20 protein-coding genes are annotated in these 17,856 nt (G+C 38.6%); 17 read left to right on the forward strand and 3 right to left on the reverse strand.

Going from position 1 to position 17,856, the window contains the following annotated elements; genetic code table 11:
- Positions 1-111 precede the first annotated feature (111 nt).
- From AACL61_RS06755 to AACL61_RS06780, 6 genes are all read left to right on the forward strand, one after another.
- A complete protein-coding gene (locus AACL61_RS06755; RefSeq protein ID WP_003664847.1) occupies positions 112-1,203 on the forward strand; it encodes an ABC transporter ATP-binding protein in 1,092 nt (363 codons plus the stop codon).
- Entirely contained in the window at positions 1,203-2,009 is an 807-nt protein-coding gene (locus AACL61_RS06760; protein ID WP_078010092.1) for an ABC transporter permease, read from the forward strand. The genes AACL61_RS06755 and AACL61_RS06760 overlap by 1 nt, the downstream gene beginning before the upstream one ends.
- Positions 2,009-2,827, forward strand: coding sequence for an ABC transporter permease (locus tag AACL61_RS06765; RefSeq protein ID WP_102816872.1), 819 nt, complete (start codon positions 2,009-2,011; stop codon positions 2,825-2,827). Before AACL61_RS06760 ends, AACL61_RS06765 begins: the two co-directional genes overlap by 1 nt.
- Positions 2,824-3,897, forward strand: coding sequence for an ABC transporter substrate-binding protein (locus AACL61_RS06770; protein WP_102816873.1), 1,074 nt, complete (start codon positions 2,824-2,826; stop codon positions 3,895-3,897). Before AACL61_RS06765 ends, AACL61_RS06770 begins: the two co-directional genes overlap by 4 nt.
- A 308-nt stretch (positions 3,898-4,205) precedes the next feature.
- Positions 4,206-4,661, forward strand: coding sequence for a hypothetical protein (locus AACL61_RS06775; RefSeq protein WP_013923865.1), 456 nt, complete (start codon positions 4,206-4,208; stop codon positions 4,659-4,661).
- Positions 4,662-4,670: 9 nt separating this feature from the next.
- Positions 4,671-5,303, forward strand: coding sequence for a hypothetical protein (locus AACL61_RS06780; protein ID WP_231125421.1), 633 nt, complete (start codon positions 4,671-4,673; stop codon positions 5,301-5,303).
- Positions 5,304-5,383: 80 nt separating this feature from the next.
- On the opposite strand, the gene AACL61_RS06785 is transcribed toward AACL61_RS06780, so the two are convergent.
- Positions 5,384-6,688 (reverse strand): MFS transporter, encoded by a 1,305-nt coding sequence (locus AACL61_RS06785; RefSeq protein WP_339111160.1) that lies wholly within the window; start codon positions 6,686-6,688, stop codon positions 5,384-5,386.
- A gap of 181 nt (positions 6,689-6,869) precedes the next feature.
- Positions 6,870-8,261 carry an APC family permease gene (locus tag AACL61_RS06790; RefSeq protein WP_085680415.1) on the reverse strand — a complete coding sequence of 464 codons (1,392 nt, stop codon included), beginning with the start codon at positions 8,259-8,261 and terminating at the stop codon, positions 6,870-6,872.
- A 128-nt stretch (positions 8,262-8,389) separates the two neighbouring features.
- Between AACL61_RS06790 and AACL61_RS06795 the strand changes: the two genes are divergently transcribed.
- From AACL61_RS06795 to AACL61_RS06815, 5 genes are read left to right on the forward strand one after another with little or no spacing between them, the layout of a single operon-like run.
- Positions 8,390-8,800 carry a bis(5'-nucleosyl)-tetraphosphatase gene (locus AACL61_RS06795; protein WP_035160315.1) on the forward strand — a complete coding sequence of 137 codons (411 nt, stop codon included), beginning with the start codon at positions 8,390-8,392 and terminating at the stop codon, positions 8,798-8,800.
- A gap of 6 nt (positions 8,801-8,806) precedes the next feature.
- The gene (locus AACL61_RS06800) at positions 8,807-9,379 is read left to right on the forward strand and encodes a guanylate kinase (RefSeq protein ID WP_102816450.1); all 573 of its coding nucleotides are present in this window, start codon (positions 8,807-8,809) and stop codon (positions 9,377-9,379) included.
- A gap of 40 nt (positions 9,380-9,419) precedes the next feature.
- Entirely contained in the window at positions 9,420-9,857 is a 438-nt protein-coding gene (locus AACL61_RS06805; protein WP_003672394.1) for a Fur family transcriptional regulator, read from the forward strand.
- Between the two features lie 59 nt (positions 9,858-9,916).
- Complete coding sequence (locus AACL61_RS06810; RefSeq protein WP_003672395.1) at positions 9,917-10,393, forward strand: hypothetical protein; 477 nt, start codon at positions 9,917-9,919, stop codon at positions 10,391-10,393.
- A gap of 18 nt (positions 10,394-10,411) precedes the next feature.
- Positions 10,412-11,251, forward strand: a complete 840-nt coding sequence (locus tag AACL61_RS06815) for a DUF6681 family protein (RefSeq protein WP_102816449.1) — start codon at positions 10,412-10,414, stop codon at positions 11,249-11,251.
- A 55-nt stretch (positions 11,252-11,306) separates the two neighbouring features.
- On the opposite strand, the gene AACL61_RS06820 is transcribed toward AACL61_RS06815, so the two are convergent.
- On the reverse strand, positions 11,307-11,558 hold the full coding sequence (locus AACL61_RS06820) for a PspC domain-containing protein (RefSeq protein ID WP_003672397.1): 252 nt from the start codon (positions 11,556-11,558) through the stop codon (positions 11,307-11,309).
- A 317-nt stretch (positions 11,559-11,875) separates the two neighbouring features.
- On the opposite strand from AACL61_RS06820, the gene AACL61_RS06825 reads away from it, so the two are divergent.
- From AACL61_RS06825 to AACL61_RS06850, 6 genes are all read left to right on the forward strand, one after another.
- Positions 11,876-12,412, forward strand: coding sequence for a TetR/AcrR family transcriptional regulator (locus AACL61_RS06825; protein WP_003664827.1), 537 nt, complete (start codon positions 11,876-11,878; stop codon positions 12,410-12,412).
- A 36-nt stretch (positions 12,413-12,448) separates the two neighbouring features.
- On the forward strand, positions 12,449-15,316 hold the full coding sequence (locus tag AACL61_RS06830) for a YhgE/Pip domain-containing protein (protein ID WP_339111161.1): 2,868 nt from the start codon (positions 12,449-12,451) through the stop codon (positions 15,314-15,316).
- 131 nt (positions 15,317-15,447) lie between these two features.
- The gene (locus AACL61_RS06835) at positions 15,448-16,440 is read left to right on the forward strand and encodes a D-2-hydroxyacid dehydrogenase (protein WP_269203648.1); all 993 of its coding nucleotides are present in this window, start codon (positions 15,448-15,450) and stop codon (positions 16,438-16,440) included.
- 227 nt (positions 16,441-16,667) lie between these two features.
- Positions 16,668-16,850, forward strand: coding sequence for a CsbD family protein (locus AACL61_RS06840; RefSeq protein WP_019253307.1), 183 nt, complete (start codon positions 16,668-16,670; stop codon positions 16,848-16,850).
- A 2-nt stretch (positions 16,851-16,852) separates the two neighbouring features.
- Positions 16,853-17,101, forward strand: a complete 249-nt coding sequence (locus AACL61_RS06845; protein ID WP_102816446.1) for a GlsB/YeaQ/YmgE family stress response membrane protein — start codon at positions 16,853-16,855, stop codon at positions 17,099-17,101.
- A gap of 186 nt (positions 17,102-17,287) precedes the next feature.
- The gene (locus AACL61_RS06850) at positions 17,288-17,812 is read left to right on the forward strand and encodes an SA1002 family membrane protein (protein ID WP_019253305.1); all 525 of its coding nucleotides are present in this window, start codon (positions 17,288-17,290) and stop codon (positions 17,810-17,812) included.
- Positions 17,813-17,856: the final 44 nt, after the last annotated feature.

Consider the following 17,856-nt stretch of genomic DNA (forward strand, 5'->3'; position numbering starts at 1 on the left):
GCTAAGTGGGAGTAGTTCAAAATAATTTGCTTAGGATAAACAGTGTTGCGATTTAAGGCGTATACTTTATACTAAGACTTAGTTTAAAAAATGATGATTGGGGAAACGCTGATGGTAAAAAACATAATGGAATTTCAGCATGTAAGCAAACAGTATGATGATAACGTTGTGTTGCGTGATATAAGCTTTGAAATTGAGGCCGGTAAATTCTATACCTTATTAGGACCATCGGGATCAGGAAAGACAACGATTTTGCGCTTAATTGCTGGTTTTGATCATCCTAGTAGTGGAAAAATTTATTTTGATGGAAAGCAAATCAATGATATTCCAGCCAATCAACGGCAAGTCAATACCGTCTTTCAAGATTACGCCCTTTTCCCTCATATGAATGTGGCAGAAAACGTTGCCTTTGGATTACAAATTAAGGGTGTCAAAAAAGCAGAAATTAAACAACGCGTAAAAGAAGCTTTGCACCTGGTTCAATTAGATGGCTATGATGATCGGGAAATTACCGCGATGTCTGGTGGGCAAAGACAGCGGGTTGCCATTGCCCGGGCAATAGTTAATAAGCCGAAAGTACTATTGTTGGATGAAGCCTTGTCTGCGCTGGACCATAAGTTACGAGTTCAAATGCAGACTGAATTGCGGCAATTGCAACGGCGGCTAGGGATTACATTTATCTTTGTTACCCATGACCAAGAAGAAGCATTAGCCATGAGTGACCAGATTATGATTATTAATGATGGTAAGATTCAGCAGAGTGGGACCCCCGTTGATATTTACGATGAACCGCTTAACCATTTTGTGGCTGATTTTATCGGTGAAAGTAATATTGTCCCAGGCATTATGAAAAAAGACTATGTAGTTTCAATCAATGGTCAAGACTTTGATTGTGTCGACGCGGGGATGAAACCAAACGAAAAGGTTGAGGTTGTCATCCGACCAGAAGACCTTGACATTACGACGGTTGAAAAAGGAAAATTAGTCGGCACTGTTGAAACGCAGCTTTTCCGTGGCGTTGATTATCAAATTACGGTGATTGACCAACGTAACCATAAGTGGAAGATTAATTCTATTCATAAAACAAAGGTCGGGGCTAAAGTAGGGATTACATTTGATCCCGAAGATATTCACGTTATGCGGTATAACGAAAGCGAAGAAGACTTTGATGCTCGCCTTGATAGCTACGAGGAGGGGGACTAATGCGGCAAAAAGCGATGTTTATCGTCCCATATGCATTGTGGATTATCCTATTTGTGATTGCGCCATTGGTATTGATCTTTTATCAATCATTTTTTAATATCAATGGTCAGCTGACCCTTAATAACTATGCTGAATACCTGACATCGGGTGTTTATCTTAAGATGACGCTTAACTCTGTCTGGTATGCTTTTTTGATTACCCTTGTGACATTGGTGATTAGTTATCCGACAGCTTATGTTTTGAATAGATTGCCTAATAAGCAGTTTTGGCTATTGCTGGTGATTTTGCCAACATGGATCAACTTATTATTGAAGACTTATGCGTTTATTGGCTTGTTTAGTCGAACAGGGACAATTAACGGTTTCCTCCAGTTTATGGGCCTTGGGAGTCATCAGCTTTTGTTCACGGATGCCAGTTTTATGTTTGTGGCTGCTTATATTGAAATCCCGTTTATGGTGTTGCCGATTTTCAATAACCTGGCTGAAATAAACCCGTCACTAATAAATGCTAGCTATGACTTGGGTGCTACTCATTGGCAAACCTTTCGTCGGGTGATTTGGCCGCTTTCTATGCCGGGAGTAAAAGCTGGAATTCAGGCAGTTTTTATTCCATCGCTTTCACTCTTTATGATTACCCGCTTGATTGGTGGAAATCGTGTAATTACTTTAGGGACTGCGATTGAAGAACATTTCCTCACAACGCAAAATTGGGGAATGGGTTCAACGATTGGGGTCGTGCTGATTATCGCAATGTTTATTATTATGTTTATGACTGGTGATAAGAAACAGAAAGGAGGACGCCATTAATGAAAAAGCGGCGATGGTCATGGGGGAAAGCATACCTGGCGTTAGTTTTTGTGATCTTATATGCGCCAATTTTGTATCTAGTTGTTTTTTCCTTTAGCAGCGGACAAACAATGGAAAAATACCATGGCTTTTCTTGGCAACACTATGCGGATTTGCTTGCGGATACGCGAATGATTACCATTGTTATTAATACCTTGTTAGTAGCATTTTTGGCGTCACTATTAGCAACGATTATCGGTACATTAGGGGCCTTGGCAATTAAGGATGCACGGCGCCCGTGGAAGAATAGTTTATTATCCTTGAATAATGTTTTAATGGTCTCGCCCGATGTAATTATTGGGGCAAGCTTTTTAATCTTTTTCACCATGCTGGGGGTAAGACTAGGCTTTGTCTCAGTCCTCTTAAGCCATATTGCCTTTTGTATTCCAATTGTTGTTTTAATGGTGTTGCCAAAATTAAATGAAATGTCCCCAACATTAGTAGATGCTGCCTATGATTTAGGGGCCAGTCGCTGGCAAGTTCTTTCTCGGGTAGTACTGCCGTCAATTGCCCCGGGTATTTTTGCGGGCTATTTTATGGCTTTTACGTATTCACTTGATGACTTTGCTGTGACCTTCTTTGTTACTGGAAATGGCTTCTCGACATTATCGGTGGAAATATATTCGCGGGCGCGGCAAGGAATTAACCTTGAAATCAATGCCCTCTCTACGTTGATGTTTATTGTTTCGCTTCTGTTAGTAATTGGCTATTACCTTATTAGTAAACGGGGCGGTCGACGGACACGGATTGTGGCTGTTAAAGAGGGGGATGCACAATGAAAAAGCTATTTACTGCATTCTTCGCAATTGTCGTTATTTGTATTTTGCTAGCGCTTGGGGATGTTGCTCTCAACCAGCAAAAAACTGGTGGTGGAAAACAAACTCTGACAATTTACAATTGGGGAGACTATATTGATCCAGCATTGATAACGAAATTTGAACATCAAACTGGCTATCATGTAGATTATGAAACCTTTGATAGCAACGAATCAATGTTAACCAAGATTCGGCAAGGCGGGACTAATTATGATGTCGTTGTGCCGAGTGAATACACTGTTCAACGGATGAAAAAGGAGCATTTAATTGCACCTCTTAACCATCAGAAATTACCTAACCTTAAGTATATTGATCCGCAATTTTTAAATCGTTCTTTTGACCCCGACAATCGTTATTCTGTACCATACTTTTGGGGAACGTTAGGTATTATCTATAATGATCAAAAAGTAAATGGCAAAGACGTCCAGCATTGGGAACAACTTTGGAATCCGCGCTTAAAGAATAATGTCATGTTGATTGACAGTGCGCGGGATGTGTTTGCGGTTGCCCTTATTACTCAGCATCATTCTGTTAATACGACTAACTACCATCAATTGAAGCTTGCGCAGGCCCATTTAAAGCAGTTGACGCCCAATGTAAAAGCGATTATTGCTGATGAGATGAAGATGTACATGGAGCAAAATGAAGCAGCCGTGGGTGTGACCTATTCTGGTGACGCGCGCGAAATGATGAATATTAATCCGCACCTTCACTATGTTGTGCCAAGCGAAGGAAGCAATATATGGTTTGATAACATGGTGATTCCTAAAGCAGCACGTAATAAAAAGGCGGCTTACGAATTTATTAACTTTATGTTAGATCCCCAAAATGCGGCTCAAAATGCTCAATACGTTGGATACGCGACACCAAATAAAGCGGCTAAAAAAGAATTACCTAAGAAAGTTACTAATGACAAAGCTTTTTATCCTCCTGAAACAACAATGAAGCATTTGCAAGTATATCGTGATTTGCCATTACGCGTTTTAGGTGAATACAATGATTTATTTTTAGAATTTAAGATGTTTGCTAAATAAAAAGCTAATAGGACTTCTAGCATTAAAAATCATGTTAGGAGTCCTATTCTTTTTCTTTTATGAGGGGATGTGGTTTACTAAAAATAAAAGGCAAAGTGATCGGAGGTTGCTTATGAAGAAAATTTTAGCAATTAACCATGAATTTGTTGCTCGAAGCTATATTCTATTTCCAACGTTGCTATTTGCATTCTCTATCATTGCCCATGCAAATATAATCACATTTGTTTGGTCGTTTATTTTTGTTTACACCGTTGAAAAAGTAATGCCCTTTATTCTCAATGGACGCCTAAATTTAGCTTCTTGGTCTGGTGTTACTAAGTTTTGTTCGGTTATTGCTTTTATTTGGGGGAACCCTTGCTTCTATTGGAATTTATTTTCGCTTTGAGTGGCTTGCTAGCTTGGCGGCGATCTTGATCGGTTTTGGCGTGACAGGATTAAAATTGCTCGGCGATCCCAATAAGGAAATTTCCGGGATTGATTTGAAGCGAGTAAATGTTATCGCGGGCTTTAGTGTAATTATCGGACTGATCGCCCTCGGGATTTTACTGATGAAGCTGCCGTTAGTTGTCGGTTTTGTTTTTTATACTTTTTTCCTGGGCTTGGAAGTTATTTACGCTTACGTTGTTGTTAAACGAGATAAGACACCATTGGATTTAAAATTCTCTTTTAATTTAAAAACGGCTTTTCCTGCCATCGCCGTGCTTACCGTGGTTTTTATTATTAGTTTCTTTAAGAAGACGGGGCAAATTTCTGATTTTGGCTAGGCCCTAATCGTGCTAGCAATTATTGGGATTATCCTTGAACTGCGAAATATTCTGGGACAACCTTTTAAACTATTTCGTATTTGGCTCGGAGCGATCAAGAATTATGTCATTATCTATACTTTACTATTTGCTTTTCAACAGAATAAAGCTTATTGGATTTTCATTGTTTTTATCGAATTGATGCTTTCGGGAATGTTAGTAGGCGCATTGAGTCCTAAATTGCAAAAGATTCCATTAACTACTCGCTATAAAACTACCCTTATCTGTCTTACTCTTGGCTTATTCTTAACGTATACCGATTACCTATATTTGCTTGGGACAGCGATAACAGTCTTTTGTGCCATCTTATTAGGAAAGTGGGCACGAAAACAAGTTCCCGATAAATATAGCAGTATTGATCAAAAACTATCGGTATTTGGTTCGCTTTGTAATCAAATTATTTTATTTGGCGCTTTGGAATTAATTTCGTATTTTCAACTTGATAATAAGAGCGCGCTCCTTATTCCGTATATCGATCACCAACAGGAGCTGCAATATAGTCGCGAGATGTTTTACCTGCGAGTTAGCATGATTGCTTTATTTATTATTACTGGTATTTTTGTGATTTATCATGATCGTAAGTATTTATTTGTTAAAAATTGATTAGTCTATTGGATTGATGTTTAAAACTAAAAATGGTCGGTGAAAAATTTAAAATTTTCCCGACCATTCTATTATTAATGTTAAATATATTTTGGTGAAGTTTCAGGTGCCCATAAAAGACAGATAGTACCACCTATAAGTAAAACAAGAGTACAAACTAGCATTGCTAAAATGGGACCGCCAAGATGAGTTAAGATTGGTAATAAGAATGTTCCACTAGCAGCCCCAAAACGACTGATAGTGATACAAGTACCAACTCCACTGGCTCGAACCTTAACATCAAATAGTTCTGTTGGATATGGATAATCAAGGACAAGTCCTGAAGATAAGACTATCGCAAAGATCGCAAAAATGCTAATTTGGAAGAAAGATGAAAAGTTATTGCCAATTATTAATAAGATAAGGGCTGCTGCTGAAAGGAAAAATGTTCTTACCAAAAACATCCGCCTGCTAAGAATCTTGAAGATTAAACTACCGAAAATTACGCCGATAAGGACGCAACTATTATAGATAATCCCAGAGAGGTTGTTATTACCAAGATCCATACTTTTTAGGAGAATTGGTAAGAAGATACTGATACCGAAAAATGAAAATGTCTGACAAGCATAGAATAAGCCACCAACAATGGTTTTTCGGCGATAAGGGGGATTAAATAGGGTTTTAAGAGAGACATCTTTTGGTTTTTTACTACGAATTTGTTTTAATGATAATCCCCATTTTTTCCCGAGATGTTTTTGAATTAGTTTTTGAGCAGTTTTATTTTTCCCTTGACTTGCTAACCAGCTCGGGGATGCAGGAATTCGGAAGATTGACCGATAGATTGCAGCCATCAGTCCTGGAACGACACTTGATGCAAGGATAACTTGCCAATTATGAGCACCAAACCCTGTTATTAAAATTCCCGCGATGTATGAAGTAATAAAGCCAATTGTCCAATAAATGATTAGTTGGCTTTGTAGGCGTCCGCTTTCTTTTGCTGGTAACCATTCTACCAATAGAGCATTCCCAACAGTATAGTCAATGGCAATCATTAAACCAATTAAAATCCGTAAGATAAACAGGATAATAAGATTCATTGTTACTAATTGTAAAAGAGAAAATATAGAAAAAAGATACATATCGAGCATCAACATTCTTCGCCGGCCAAATTGGTCAGCAATTTTACCCATTAAAGCACTCCCAGCGAGTCCAATTAAACTCCCAGCACCAATTAGGCCAACCCAAAAGTCGGTAATATTGATATAATCGGTTGCTTGGGAAAGGGCAGTTCCACTAATTCCAAGAGCAAAACCACAAGCAATTTGTCCAAGAGCGAGGGCAAAATATATTCGAAAGTGAATTGATGATAAAGGTGCTTTTTTGTAATTCTTCTTTGTATATTCCATAAAAAATTAGGCATATGTGATCAAAATTTGGCCTAACTAATTGATTCCTCCTTGTGAATAAAAAAGTAAGTAATACTACCTTAACAAAAAGATGGTATTTAATGCAAATTGCTATTTTAAATAAAAAGGGAGTGGAAAAATAATTTTCTCACTCTCTACATAAATCTTAAATTTTTTGCTATTAATTCTTATCTGCTAACTTACTGTGCCAGTAGCCGTAAGTGAAGTAGATGATAATTCCGATTCCAAACCAAATTGCTGCTCCAATATATGTTTCTTTTTGCAACTGGGTCATCATGCCAAGGCAGGTGAGACCAGAAAGAATTGGAAGCACAGGGTAGAGGGGCACCTTAAAGCCTCCACGATTACCGATATCCTTTCGCTTACGAAGCGGAATAATCCCAAATGAAACGAGCATGAAAGCAAATAAAGTTCCAATGTTAACTAAACTTGTAAGTTGATCAAGAGAAACAAGTCCGCCCATGATAGCGATAATAATCGCCACGATCCATAATGCAACTTGTGGCGAGTGGCTCTTTTTATCAAGCTTTCCTAAGAATGAAGGAAGCAGACCGTCACGACCAATTGCATAGATCAAACGAGAACTAGAATAGATCATTGAAACCATCATTGTGAACATTCCGATCAAAGCTCCAATTGACAATAATTCTGCCAACCAGTCTTGATGAACCATCTGTAAGGCGAATGCCACTGGATTGGCAACGTCAAGTTTGGTGTACTTAACCATCCCAGTTAGGACTACGGCAACACCAGTATATAAGATTGTTGCAACAGCAAGTGTCCCAATAATTCCTAGAGGCATATTTCGTTTAGGATTCTTAACTTCGGCAGCCGAACTGGAAACACAGTCGAAACCAAGGTAAGCAAAGAAACCGATCGTTGCCCCGTGAATCACACCCTTCATGTGGTATGGAAGGAATGGATGGTAATTTTTGGGCTTGATGAAGAAGAAACCAACAATAATAAAGATCAAGATAATTGCAATCTTAAGGAAAACAGCAATGTTGTTGATACGCAGTGAAGATTGCATCCCCCGTGCAAGCATTACTGTAATCAAAAGAACAATTACAACCGCCACGATATTTATGTAGGTACCATGAGCCGGATCAAATGGACCCGATAGCGCTTTAGGGAGATGAATACCAAATCCTTCAAGCAATGTATTGAAGTAGGCTGCCCAACCTGTTGAAACAGAAGCAACAGCTAACATGTATTCAAGAACTAATGCCCATCCCAGCAACCAGCCAAGGAATTCACCAAACACTACATTTCCGTATGAGTAGGCACTCCCAGCAACCGGTAATGCAGAAGCAAACTCAGCATAACACATTGCAGCTAGCGCACAGACAATCGCTGAAAACAGAAATGACAATGACACTCCTGGTCCAGCTGAATTTGCGGCAATTGTTCCAGGGAGAATGAAAATCCCAGTACCAATAACAGTACCGATCCCAATTGCCATGAGATCACGAGCATTCATTGATTTAACGAAAAGCTTGTCTTCACCAAGATACCGATCGAGACTTTCTTTTCGCATAATGTTTAAGCTCATCTTTAACCCACCTTTGCTATAATAAATTGTACGTGCCGAAATGGTTCGTCACGTTTATAATTAATAATGATACCTTAGTTAATATTAAAAGTAAATTAGAAAAATTTAATTACAAAAGAGGGATAAAAATGGCAATTGAAGTTACTAGTGGCGCAGTTGTATATCGTCAAGGCGAAAATGGAATTGAGTATTTACTCTTAGAAAGTCAAAATAAGGGACACTTCTGGGGATTCCCGAAAGGTCACGTTGAAGGCAATGAATCACTAAAAGAAACAGCAATTCGTGAAATAAAGGAAGAAACGCAATTAGAATTATCGATTGATACCAGCTTTAAGGTGTATACCGAATACGACTTACCAAATGGCAATCATAAACAAATGACCCTTTATACTGCCGAATTAGATAATAAGGAAGACATTCATCTGCAAGTAGAAGAGATTAAGAATTGTGGATGGTTCAACTATCAAGATGCTCGTGAACGGTTAACCTACGAGAATTTAAAAGAACTGTTAGATCAAGTTAACGATCATTTAAAATAAACAATTATGAAAAATAATAAGTATGTGTTTATTGTGACAGGGGCAGCGGGGTCCGGCAAAACAACGGTCGCTAACTACCTACAAGATCATTATGATATGCACCGGGTAATTACCCATACGACCCGGCTGCCACGTCCGGGAGAACAAGATGGGGTAGACTATCATTTTGAAACACCATCTTCCCTGAAGAAACTCCATTTGCTTGAGCAAGTCACTTATGACCAATTTCAATACGGTTCTTCATTAGAAGGCTTAGCAGAAGGATGGGAACAAGGAAAAAATGACGTGATTGTTCTTGACACAGCTGGTGCGATTACTTACCATCAACAACTTGATGCTCAAGCAGTGATTATTTTCTTGACCGTTACCCATATGGCTTCTTTAGCTAAGCGAATGACACTGCGGGGCGATAAATTGAGTGCGATTCGTTCTCGTTTACATAGCAAAGAGTATCACCGTGATCTTGCTTTACCAGCGGCTTTAAAAGGGATCGCGCATGTCGTAGTTAATGACCAGTGGAAAAATACCAAACAACAAATAGATATAATTGTTAGGCAGATATTATCCAAAAAGAACTAAAATATGTTACAATATCATCTCTAATCGGGAGGGAAAAATATTGGAGAAATTAATTGATCAAGCACAGACCATTATTAAAGACCATCATTTGCGGTGGACTAAGCAACGTAAAATGATGATTGAATCAGTTGCGCGACATCCTGATCGTTACTTTAATATTGTAGAAATTGACCAATATCTTCGAGAACAATTCCCTGGATTAAGTCACGATACTATTTATCGAAATTTTAAAGAATTTGAGAAATTGGGCATTGTCGAATTGCGTCAACAGCATGATCAGATGCAGGTTAAATATTCGTGTGATTTTACCCATCACCACCACTTTATTTGTGATATTTGCGGACGAGTTCAAGAAATTCAAATGCCACCAATTGATAAAAAATTCTTTGAGAAGCAGTTGCCAGGAGTTAAAATCACTGGGCATCGGTTTGAATTGCACGGGATATGTGCCCAATGCCAGAAAAAATCTTTACAATAAATTCATATTTATTGGGCCAGTTTTCGTGTATTATATACTCTGGAAAAGGAGAATGAGACATGGGAGCAAAGATACCGCCATTAGTAACCCCATTTGCACTTGTATCATTGGTACTTGCGTTGGGTGCCACCAATGTAGTAGTTAATAAAGCAACGCATACTTCTGAGGGTGCAAAAGTAACATCAGTATCAACAAGTCGCCAATTTCAGCAATCGGGTGATGAGGAAAGCAATCAATCAAGTCGGAATTCACAAAGCGATCGTGATGATAATGATGAGAGTGCAAGTAATTCATCAACTACCCGGACAAGTAATAGCAACAATACAACGGACGATACTGGGGATACTAATCAACCTACACGGTCAGCAGGAAACACTGGCACAGAAACATCGACAAATCGATCAGCAAATACAAACGAAAGTACGAGTGCTAATCGAAACAGTACCTCACAATCGACTGGTACAACAACTAACAATAATACAACGACACAAGACACGACTGGTGGTAATACTACCGGAACGACTACGACTGAATAATAAGGAGGCGGGTTATTAATGTTTAGTTTTCTTGATATGATTAACTCGTCATTGAGTTACTTTAACCTTGACGTAAAGTTAAAGAGTCGTATTTATATCATTATTGCTTTACTGGGCGATATTTATTTAGTTTATGTTACGTTCCGACTCTTTATGAATCATGTTTGGCTACGGGCATTGTTATATTGCTTAGCAGTGATTGGATTAACATATTTTATCTATCTTAATTTCGTCTTTTACTTTCTTGAAAAGACTTCACGATTTGATTTTATTTCACCGCGTGTCGCAAAGATTACTGGTCAAAAATTTGAGGACGGCAAAGCTAAGACGCCTCTTGATGCACAACAACGACTAGCGGCAGAATTGGCAAACCGGTCAAATGGCTTGTTTGCTAATGCCGACACGATCCCAGCAGCAGTAGCAATTGACGAATATGAACAACATAACTTACACCGTGTTGTTGACCAACTATTAATGGAGGGTGTGTTTGTTAACGGTTATGATGGCCTGAGTGAAAAAGAAATCGTTGAACAATATCAGGCAACTGAAAAACCAGTTACGGCTTTGAATTCACAATCTGTTCCGCCATACTTTGAATTAGTTCATGATGAGTTGCAACACCGTCTTGAAATCTACATCGGGATGAACCAAATGGAACGGCGCCCAGTTGGTCATATTACCAAAATCGGCCTAATCGATGTCCATACTGCTCATGATAAGTATCAATTGTATCTTGCAACAGTAGTTGTTACTGGGGGCCCGAATAAGATTGCTGGGCGAAGCGGCTCAACAATTTTAACGGAAGAAGATTATGGACTACAAGTTCAAGTAGCTTATAAACAACGAAATAATGCTTAAAAAAAAGCTGAGATTGGAATTTCTCCCAACCTCAGCTTTTTTGCTGCAATCAGTATTATTTTTCTCTGAATTCACCGTCGACGATATTGTCATCATTGTTTGTCTTATTACCATTATATTCAGGCATTACGAGGGCAGCTAAGAGGTAGAAGACTCCTAGCGGGAAAAAGCCAGTAAAGACGAAAATGAGAATTCCGATTATCCGAACGAGGGTTTCATCAAGACCGAAGTAGTCAGCGATACCCCCAAAGACACCAAGAATTACTTTATCTTTGGATTTAGTTAAATGTTTTTTAGTTTTTGCCATTATGAAGCCTCCAATCGCATAGCTTTAATACTTTTATTATACCGTATTTTAGAAAAGAGATTTAGCAAGTTAATAATTATTTAATACGTTTTACTTATAAAAGAGCGATAAAGTTATTCCTGCCGTGCTTGACCATTTAAATTCAGGAGCATATTATAGTTTTCGTTTGATTAAGATACAAACAAAAGTCTTTTTACGGACAAATAGGCATTTTTGTCTTATTATGAAATGATTATCTTTAATTACCCCTGTTGTGCTGAATTACAACAAGTTAGAATAATCATGTTAAATTTGTATTATTTGGGGAGGGAAGAGTTATGCGTGTTACAAGAACTATTCGTGACTTTGAAAATGCATTGATAACGTTATTAGAGAAAAATTCTTTTGAAAGTTTGACGGTTGATCAAATTTGTAAAGAAGCATTGATGCACCGGAGCAGTTTTTATCGCTATTTTAGTGATAAATACGACCTCTTAGAGCAAACGTTAAATGCACAAATTAATAAATTGACGGAGAATACAGATTCTGAAGATGACATTATTAAGCAATTATTATCATACATTGATAAAAATAAGGATGTTATCCGTCATTTAGCACCTAATAGTGCACGAAGCTCTTTGTATACCGAAATTTTAAATATTTTAAGTCAGGTTCTTTTAGAGCGGCGTAATCTTGAGACTAATGATCCAATTGTAACGGCGCTGCAAAAGTCTGATAATCCTGAGATGCTTGCTTATGTATTAAGTGGAGCTATTATCGGGACCTTTTACTGGTGGCAAGGCAATAATTATGATGTACCAACTGAGGACGTTATTAAGTTTGCAAGAGCAGCTACTAAGTCATTAACAAACTAAAATTATGAAAGGATAAATTTTGAGGTGAAGTATTAAATGTGGAGCATGATTAAAGGCGAATTTCGTCATATTATTCATAACCGTTTACTGCTTCTATCAGTAACGGTTATTTGCTTCATACCTTTCCTATATAGTATTTTCTTCTTAAAATCAGTATGGGACCCGTATGGAAGTACACGAAACTTACCGGTTGCGGTGGTAAATAAGGACATTCCGGTTGAGTACCAAGGCCGAAAAATGGATGTCGGGAAACAGACCGTTGATGAATTGAAGAAAAATCATCAATTAAAGTGGGAATTCGTATCCGCTAAAGAAGCAAAGTATGGTATGAGCCATCGTAAGTACTATGCTGTTGTTACGATTCCTAAAGATTTCTCTGAAAATGCAACGACTGTTTTACAAAAACATCCCAAGACGATGAAATTACATTATCAAACTAATGGTTCTTTAAACTACATTGGACAGGTAATTGCTCAAACTGGGATGACACGGCTAAATGAAAAAATTCGTGCCCAGGTTACTAACGCTTACGCAACGGTAATGTTTAAGCAATTACATGTTGTAGGTAAGGGGATGAACAAGGCCGCTGATGGTGCCCAACAAATTGGTACCGGAATGGTGACCTTAAGTGATGGTGTAAATCGTTATGTTGCAGGGGTTTCCCAAGTAAATAACGGGGTTCAAACCTTGCGTGTTAGCGTTGCACCATTATCTTCTGGGGCGCAACAACTTGCTACCGGGAGCCAAACCTTAGCAAATGGTATCATGCAATATACTGGTGGGGTTAGTCTTCTCGGCAATGGTGTTGGTCAATTAATGGCTAATTCCGGTGCACTAAATTCTGGTGCTAACCAGTTGAGCAGTGGCTTAAGCACTTTGATGGCTAACTCTGGTGCGTTAAATTCAGGAGCTAGTCAGTTGAATGCTGGATTGAATACTTTAATGGCTAACTCTGGTACGTTGAATTCTGGTGCTAACAAATTAAGTGATGGTTTGAATACGTTAAGTGGTAATTCAGCTCACTTAAGAGATGGTTCAGGTCAATTAGCATCGGGCGCTAATCAGTTGAATTCAACCGTTAACAGTCAGTTAGGAAACATTAACTTTAACGGGATTATGGGGGCTATGGATCAAGCACAAAATCTTCAGCAAGGGTTAGGTCAACTCCAGACCGGTTTGGCAACTGCCAAGAATGCTCTTGCTGGTGTTCAAAGTAGTGCTGCTAGTCTTCAACAAGCTTCGGGAGCATTATCTGGTACTGCCGGTGCTGGTGACAAGCTTAAAGGTATTGCAACTAACGATGGTCAAATTGCTGGATTAGCACAACAAATTCTTAGCGATGATAAAGCTAGTGAACAATCCAAGCAGGCTGCTCAACAAATTGCGCAAAAAGCCGGTGCTAATGTTTCTACTATTCAAGGATTAAGTGGAACCCTTGGTCAATTGAGTAACCTTCAAGGAAGCTTGAGTGGTATGCAACAACAATTAGGCCAGCTTTCACAAATGTCTGCTGTGTTAGATAATGCAGATGGAACTATTCGTCAAGCTAACTCATTATTAGCAACCTTAAATGGCTATAAAGGTACCCTAGCGACAATGCCAGGAGCTGTTGATCAACTTAAACAAGCAACAAGTCAGATTTCTTCTGGAGCAAGCACGCTTAATAGTGGTGTAAACCAATACACTAGTGGTGTTGATAGTGCTGCTGCCGGTGCTGGTACGCTTAATTCAGGAATTGGTCAATACACAGCTGGTGTTGCTCAAGCTGGAGCCGGTGCTAATCAACTAGCTAGTGGAATCGGTCAATACACAGCTGGTGTTGCCCAAGCTGGGGCCGGAGCTGGTCAATTGGCTAGCGGAATCGGTCAATATACAGCCGGGGTTGGTCAATTAGGTAACGGAATTGCCCAGCTTAACGCTAATAGCGGGGCCTTGAACTCTGGTGCAGCTCAATTAGCAAGTGCGCTTGGTCAACTAAACGGTCAAGTTCCTGCTCTTGTTGCCGGTGTAAACCAATTAGCTGCCGGAACTCAACAGCTTCAAGATAATTCTCCAGCTCTTATTTCAGGAATTGCGCGGTTGAATGCTGGTGCTTCTCAACTGGCTACATCGCTTGCAGGTGGTGCAAAGCAAATCAACGGTATTAAGACTTCACCACGGACTGCCAAGATGTTTGCAGAACCAACTGCTCTTAAGCACACGGATTACAGTTATGTACCAAACTATGGTCACGCCTTAGCACCATACGTTCTATCATTAGCAATTTATGTTGGGGCACTTGTATTTAACTTTGTTTACCCAATTCGTCGGGTTGCTGAATTTGGTAAAGCCCCAATCGCTTGGTGGGCAAGTAAGGTAACAGTTGGATCACTGGTAGTAACTGCAATGGCAATCGCAGAAGATGCAATTATGATGGCTTGTGGACTTACAGTTATTCACCCAGTTGCATTCTTTGCGACAACCATATGCTTCGGGTTAGCTTCAATGGCAATTGTTATGTTCCTTTCAATGCTCTTTGATAACCCAGGTCGATTCTTCGCCATGGTTCTCTTAATGCTCCAATTAGGTGGATCTGGTGGTACCTTCCCAATGGAAATTACGATGAAGTTCTATAATGTAATTCACTGGTATTTACCGATGACTTACTCAATCTTAGGACTCCGTGATTCAATTTCTGGTGGTTTAGGAGCACATTACACGATATTCTGTAACACTGTTCTGATCGTAATTGCGATTGTCTTCTATGCATTGTTATTAGTCGGCATGATTTGGTTACAACACCATCACTATGCTGGTCGCTCAGAATTGGATAATAACCAAGAACTGCTTGGACCAGAAGGCGATTATGACGGTATGCACCTTCAACAACGTCGTCCAAACCAAGGAGACAACGGTGAACAATAATTAAAGATAACAGAAGCAGAGTGGAACTATGAATCCGCTTTGCTTTTTTTGTTGCTTAAATACTGATAATTAAGTAAAGGAGTGCTAAGCTATTAATGTAAGCAGTTTTTATGAAAGGAATGGGAAAACTGATGAAATTAATTATGTATAGCGTTCGTGACGCTGAAAAGCCTTATATTGAAGCATGGGCAAAGAAGACAGGCAATGACGTCAAGATGGTTACTGAACCATTAAATGCTGATACAGTTAAGCTTGCAGAGAGATATGATGGAATTTCCTTACAGCAAACAACAAAACTTGGGGATGAACAACTGTATGAACAATTAGCAGCCATGGGAATAAAGCAATTAGCTGCTCGAATGGTTGGTGTTGATATTTTTGATTTAGATGCATGTAAAGCAAATGGCATCATTGTAACGAATGTCCCTATTTATTCACCACGAGCAATCGCAGAAATGGGTGTCACCCAGGCGATGTACTTGTTACGGCGGATTGGTGAATTCGAACAACGCATGAGCCATGGTGACTTTCGGTGGAGCGATGATTTAATCAGTAATGAAATTTACAATTTAACCGTGGGAATTGTTGGCCTTGGTAATATTGGTGGGGCCACTGCTCAGATTTATAAAGCATTAGGCGCAAAAGTTCTTGCATATGATCCATCGTACAATGTCGAATATGAACCATACGTTGAATATACCGATTTCGATACTGTTGTTAAGAATGCGGATATTTTATCATTGCATACACCGTTGTTACCAAGTACCGAAAACATGATTGCAGCACCACAATTTAAGATGATGAAAGACAATGCTTACTTGATTAATATGGCTCGTGGAAAACTGGTAAATACCGCGGACTTAATTTCAGCATTGGAAACTAAAGAAATTGCGGGTGCTGGCCTAGATACATTAGCTGACGAGACTTATTTCTTTGGGAAACAAGTTACACCAGATCAAATTCCAGATGATTACAAGAAATTAGCAGCAATGCCAAATGTTCTTGTTACACCCCACGTTGCGTTTCTCACCGAAACATCTATTCGTAATATGGTCGAGATTAGTTTGAATGATGCTGTAACGATTCTAGAAGGCAAGCATTCACGTAATGAAATTAGAATGTAATTAATTAAAAAACTCTACCAATTTTTGACGGTAGAGTTTCTTTTTAATTAAGATATAAATAAAGTTGTTAAAGAAGACGTAAGTAAACCAAAAAGACATCGCTTTCTCGCAAGATAGCTGTTAAGCTTAGAACTATCAAATACCACTAGTCAATTTAGAAAGGAGGAACGGCCCCCTAATGTTGTCAGCCACAAATAGCCATATACATAAGGAAAGGACTGATAATAATGGCTAGCGATAAGCACGGAATAAAAGATAAGATAGCAGGGAAACTAAAAGAAACTGAAGGAAAAGTAACTAATGATAAGACTCGTGAAGGAGAAGGAAAACTTCAGAAACTTAAAGGAAAAGTAAAAGATGAGGTTAATGATCTTAAAGAGTCAATAAAAGGAAATAAAAAGGAGGGATGATTATGTACTGGATTTGGGTTTTAATTGTTGGTGGATTAATTGGTTTAGCCGCTGGTGCATTAACTCATCGTGGTGGATCGATGGGCGTTATCAGTAATATTATTGCTGGACTAGTAGGATCAGCAATCGGTGAAGCAGTATTAGGTGCATGGGGACCGCAAGTAGCTGGGATGGCAATTGTTCCATCAATTATTGGAGCAGTAATCTTGGTAATGATCGTCTCCTTGATTTTCGGAATTCGAACCGATTGATTAATAATTTGAAGTAAGAGAGCGAGAGCAACTCGATTCCCTGCAAGCAATAATGGCCTCTAACGTTCGGTTAATCTGAACATTGGAGGCCATTGTTGTACTGCGCTTTTTGCCTCTTAGGACATTATCTTTGACGCTGTGTAAATTAAAGACATAAACTATAATCAATGGACTTGAATTGAGGGGATGGGGAAGATTATTTATTGGGTTTTATTGATCGCTCTAATAGTTATCACAATGGGAATAAATGCCCACCATACTCATAACATGGTATATATCCATTCATTAATTTTGATCACAATTATGGTAGTAATTAGTATGGTTAGTTTTATTGCAATTTTGTATTGTGTAATGGCGTTTATTTTTGACTTACGAATTTTTCATGTTAGCTCTGTTTTTAGTTTGATATTATTAATTGCTGTATTAGTGGGAATTATGTTGTCAAATTTTTTAGGCTGGTTTCAGCACCATTATCATTATCACATGACGAGTCTAACAATCATGGAATATTATATTCAATGGTCACTAATTTATACGACGATTTATCAAGTTATCTTTAACGATCTTTCAAAGTCATCAAAATATATGCTTAAGATTGTGGCCGAAAGTAGAATTATTAATCCCGATTACATAATCATGGCATTATTTCCCGCATTAATTTCAACGTGGATCGCAATTGTTATTTACAAGGTTCAGCAAAAACAAATATAAGAAAATCCTCCTAAGAAATGAGATATGAACATTTCTTAGGGGGG

The organism is Limosilactobacillus reuteri subsp. porcinus, from assembly GCF_036621895.1.
Taxonomy (GTDB): Bacteria; Bacillota; Bacilli; order Lactobacillales; family Lactobacillaceae; genus Limosilactobacillus; species Limosilactobacillus reuteri_J.

What these genes read in the sequence shown, in the direction of transcription:
- AACL61_RS06785 (WP_339111160.1), bottom strand. Translation starts at nt 6,688, where the DNA reads ATGGAATATACAAAGAAGAATTACAAAAAAGCACCTTTATCATCAATT.
- AACL61_RS06825 (WP_003664827.1), top strand. Translation starts at nt 11,876, where the DNA reads ATGCGTGTTACAAGAACTATTCGTGACTTTGAAAATGCATTGATAACG.
- AACL61_RS06810 (WP_003672395.1), top strand. Translation starts at nt 9,917, where the DNA reads ATGGGAGCAAAGATACCGCCATTAGTAACCCCATTTGCACTTGTATCA.
- AACL61_RS06845 (WP_102816446.1), top strand. Translation starts at nt 16,853, where the DNA reads ATGTACTGGATTTGGGTTTTAATTGTTGGTGGATTAATTGGTTTAGCC.
- AACL61_RS06835 (WP_269203648.1), top strand. Translation starts at nt 15,448, where the DNA reads ATGAAATTAATTATGTATAGCGTTCGTGACGCTGAAAAGCCTTATATT.
- AACL61_RS06760 (WP_078010092.1), top strand. Translation starts at nt 1,203, where the DNA reads ATGCGGCAAAAAGCGATGTTTATCGTCCCATATGCATTGTGGATTATC.
- AACL61_RS06820 (WP_003672397.1), bottom strand. Translation starts at nt 11,558, where the DNA reads ATGGCAAAAACTAAAAAACATTTAACTAAATCCAAAGATAAAGTAATT.
- AACL61_RS06765 (WP_102816872.1), top strand. Translation starts at nt 2,009, where the DNA reads ATGAAAAAGCGGCGATGGTCATGGGGGAAAGCATACCTGGCGTTAGTT.
- AACL61_RS06840 (WP_019253307.1), top strand. Translation starts at nt 16,668, where the DNA reads ATGGCTAGCGATAAGCACGGAATAAAAGATAAGATAGCAGGGAAACTA.
- AACL61_RS06850 (WP_019253305.1), top strand. Translation starts at nt 17,288, where the DNA reads ATGGGGAAGATTATTTATTGGGTTTTATTGATCGCTCTAATAGTTATC.
- AACL61_RS06800 (WP_102816450.1), top strand. Translation starts at nt 8,807, where the DNA reads ATGAAAAATAATAAGTATGTGTTTATTGTGACAGGGGCAGCGGGGTCC.
- AACL61_RS06790 (WP_085680415.1), bottom strand. Translation starts at nt 8,261, where the DNA reads ATGAGCTTAAACATTATGCGAAAAGAAAGTCTCGATCGGTATCTTGGT.
- AACL61_RS06755 (WP_003664847.1), top strand. Translation starts at nt 112, where the DNA reads ATGGTAAAAAACATAATGGAATTTCAGCATGTAAGCAAACAGTATGAT.
- AACL61_RS06815 (WP_102816449.1), top strand. Translation starts at nt 10,412, where the DNA reads ATGTTTAGTTTTCTTGATATGATTAACTCGTCATTGAGTTACTTTAAC.
- AACL61_RS06795 (WP_035160315.1), top strand. Translation starts at nt 8,390, where the DNA reads ATGGCAATTGAAGTTACTAGTGGCGCAGTTGTATATCGTCAAGGCGAA.
- AACL61_RS06770 (WP_102816873.1), top strand. Translation starts at nt 2,824, where the DNA reads ATGAAAAAGCTATTTACTGCATTCTTCGCAATTGTCGTTATTTGTATT.
- AACL61_RS06830 (WP_339111161.1), top strand. Translation starts at nt 12,449, where the DNA reads ATGTGGAGCATGATTAAAGGCGAATTTCGTCATATTATTCATAACCGT.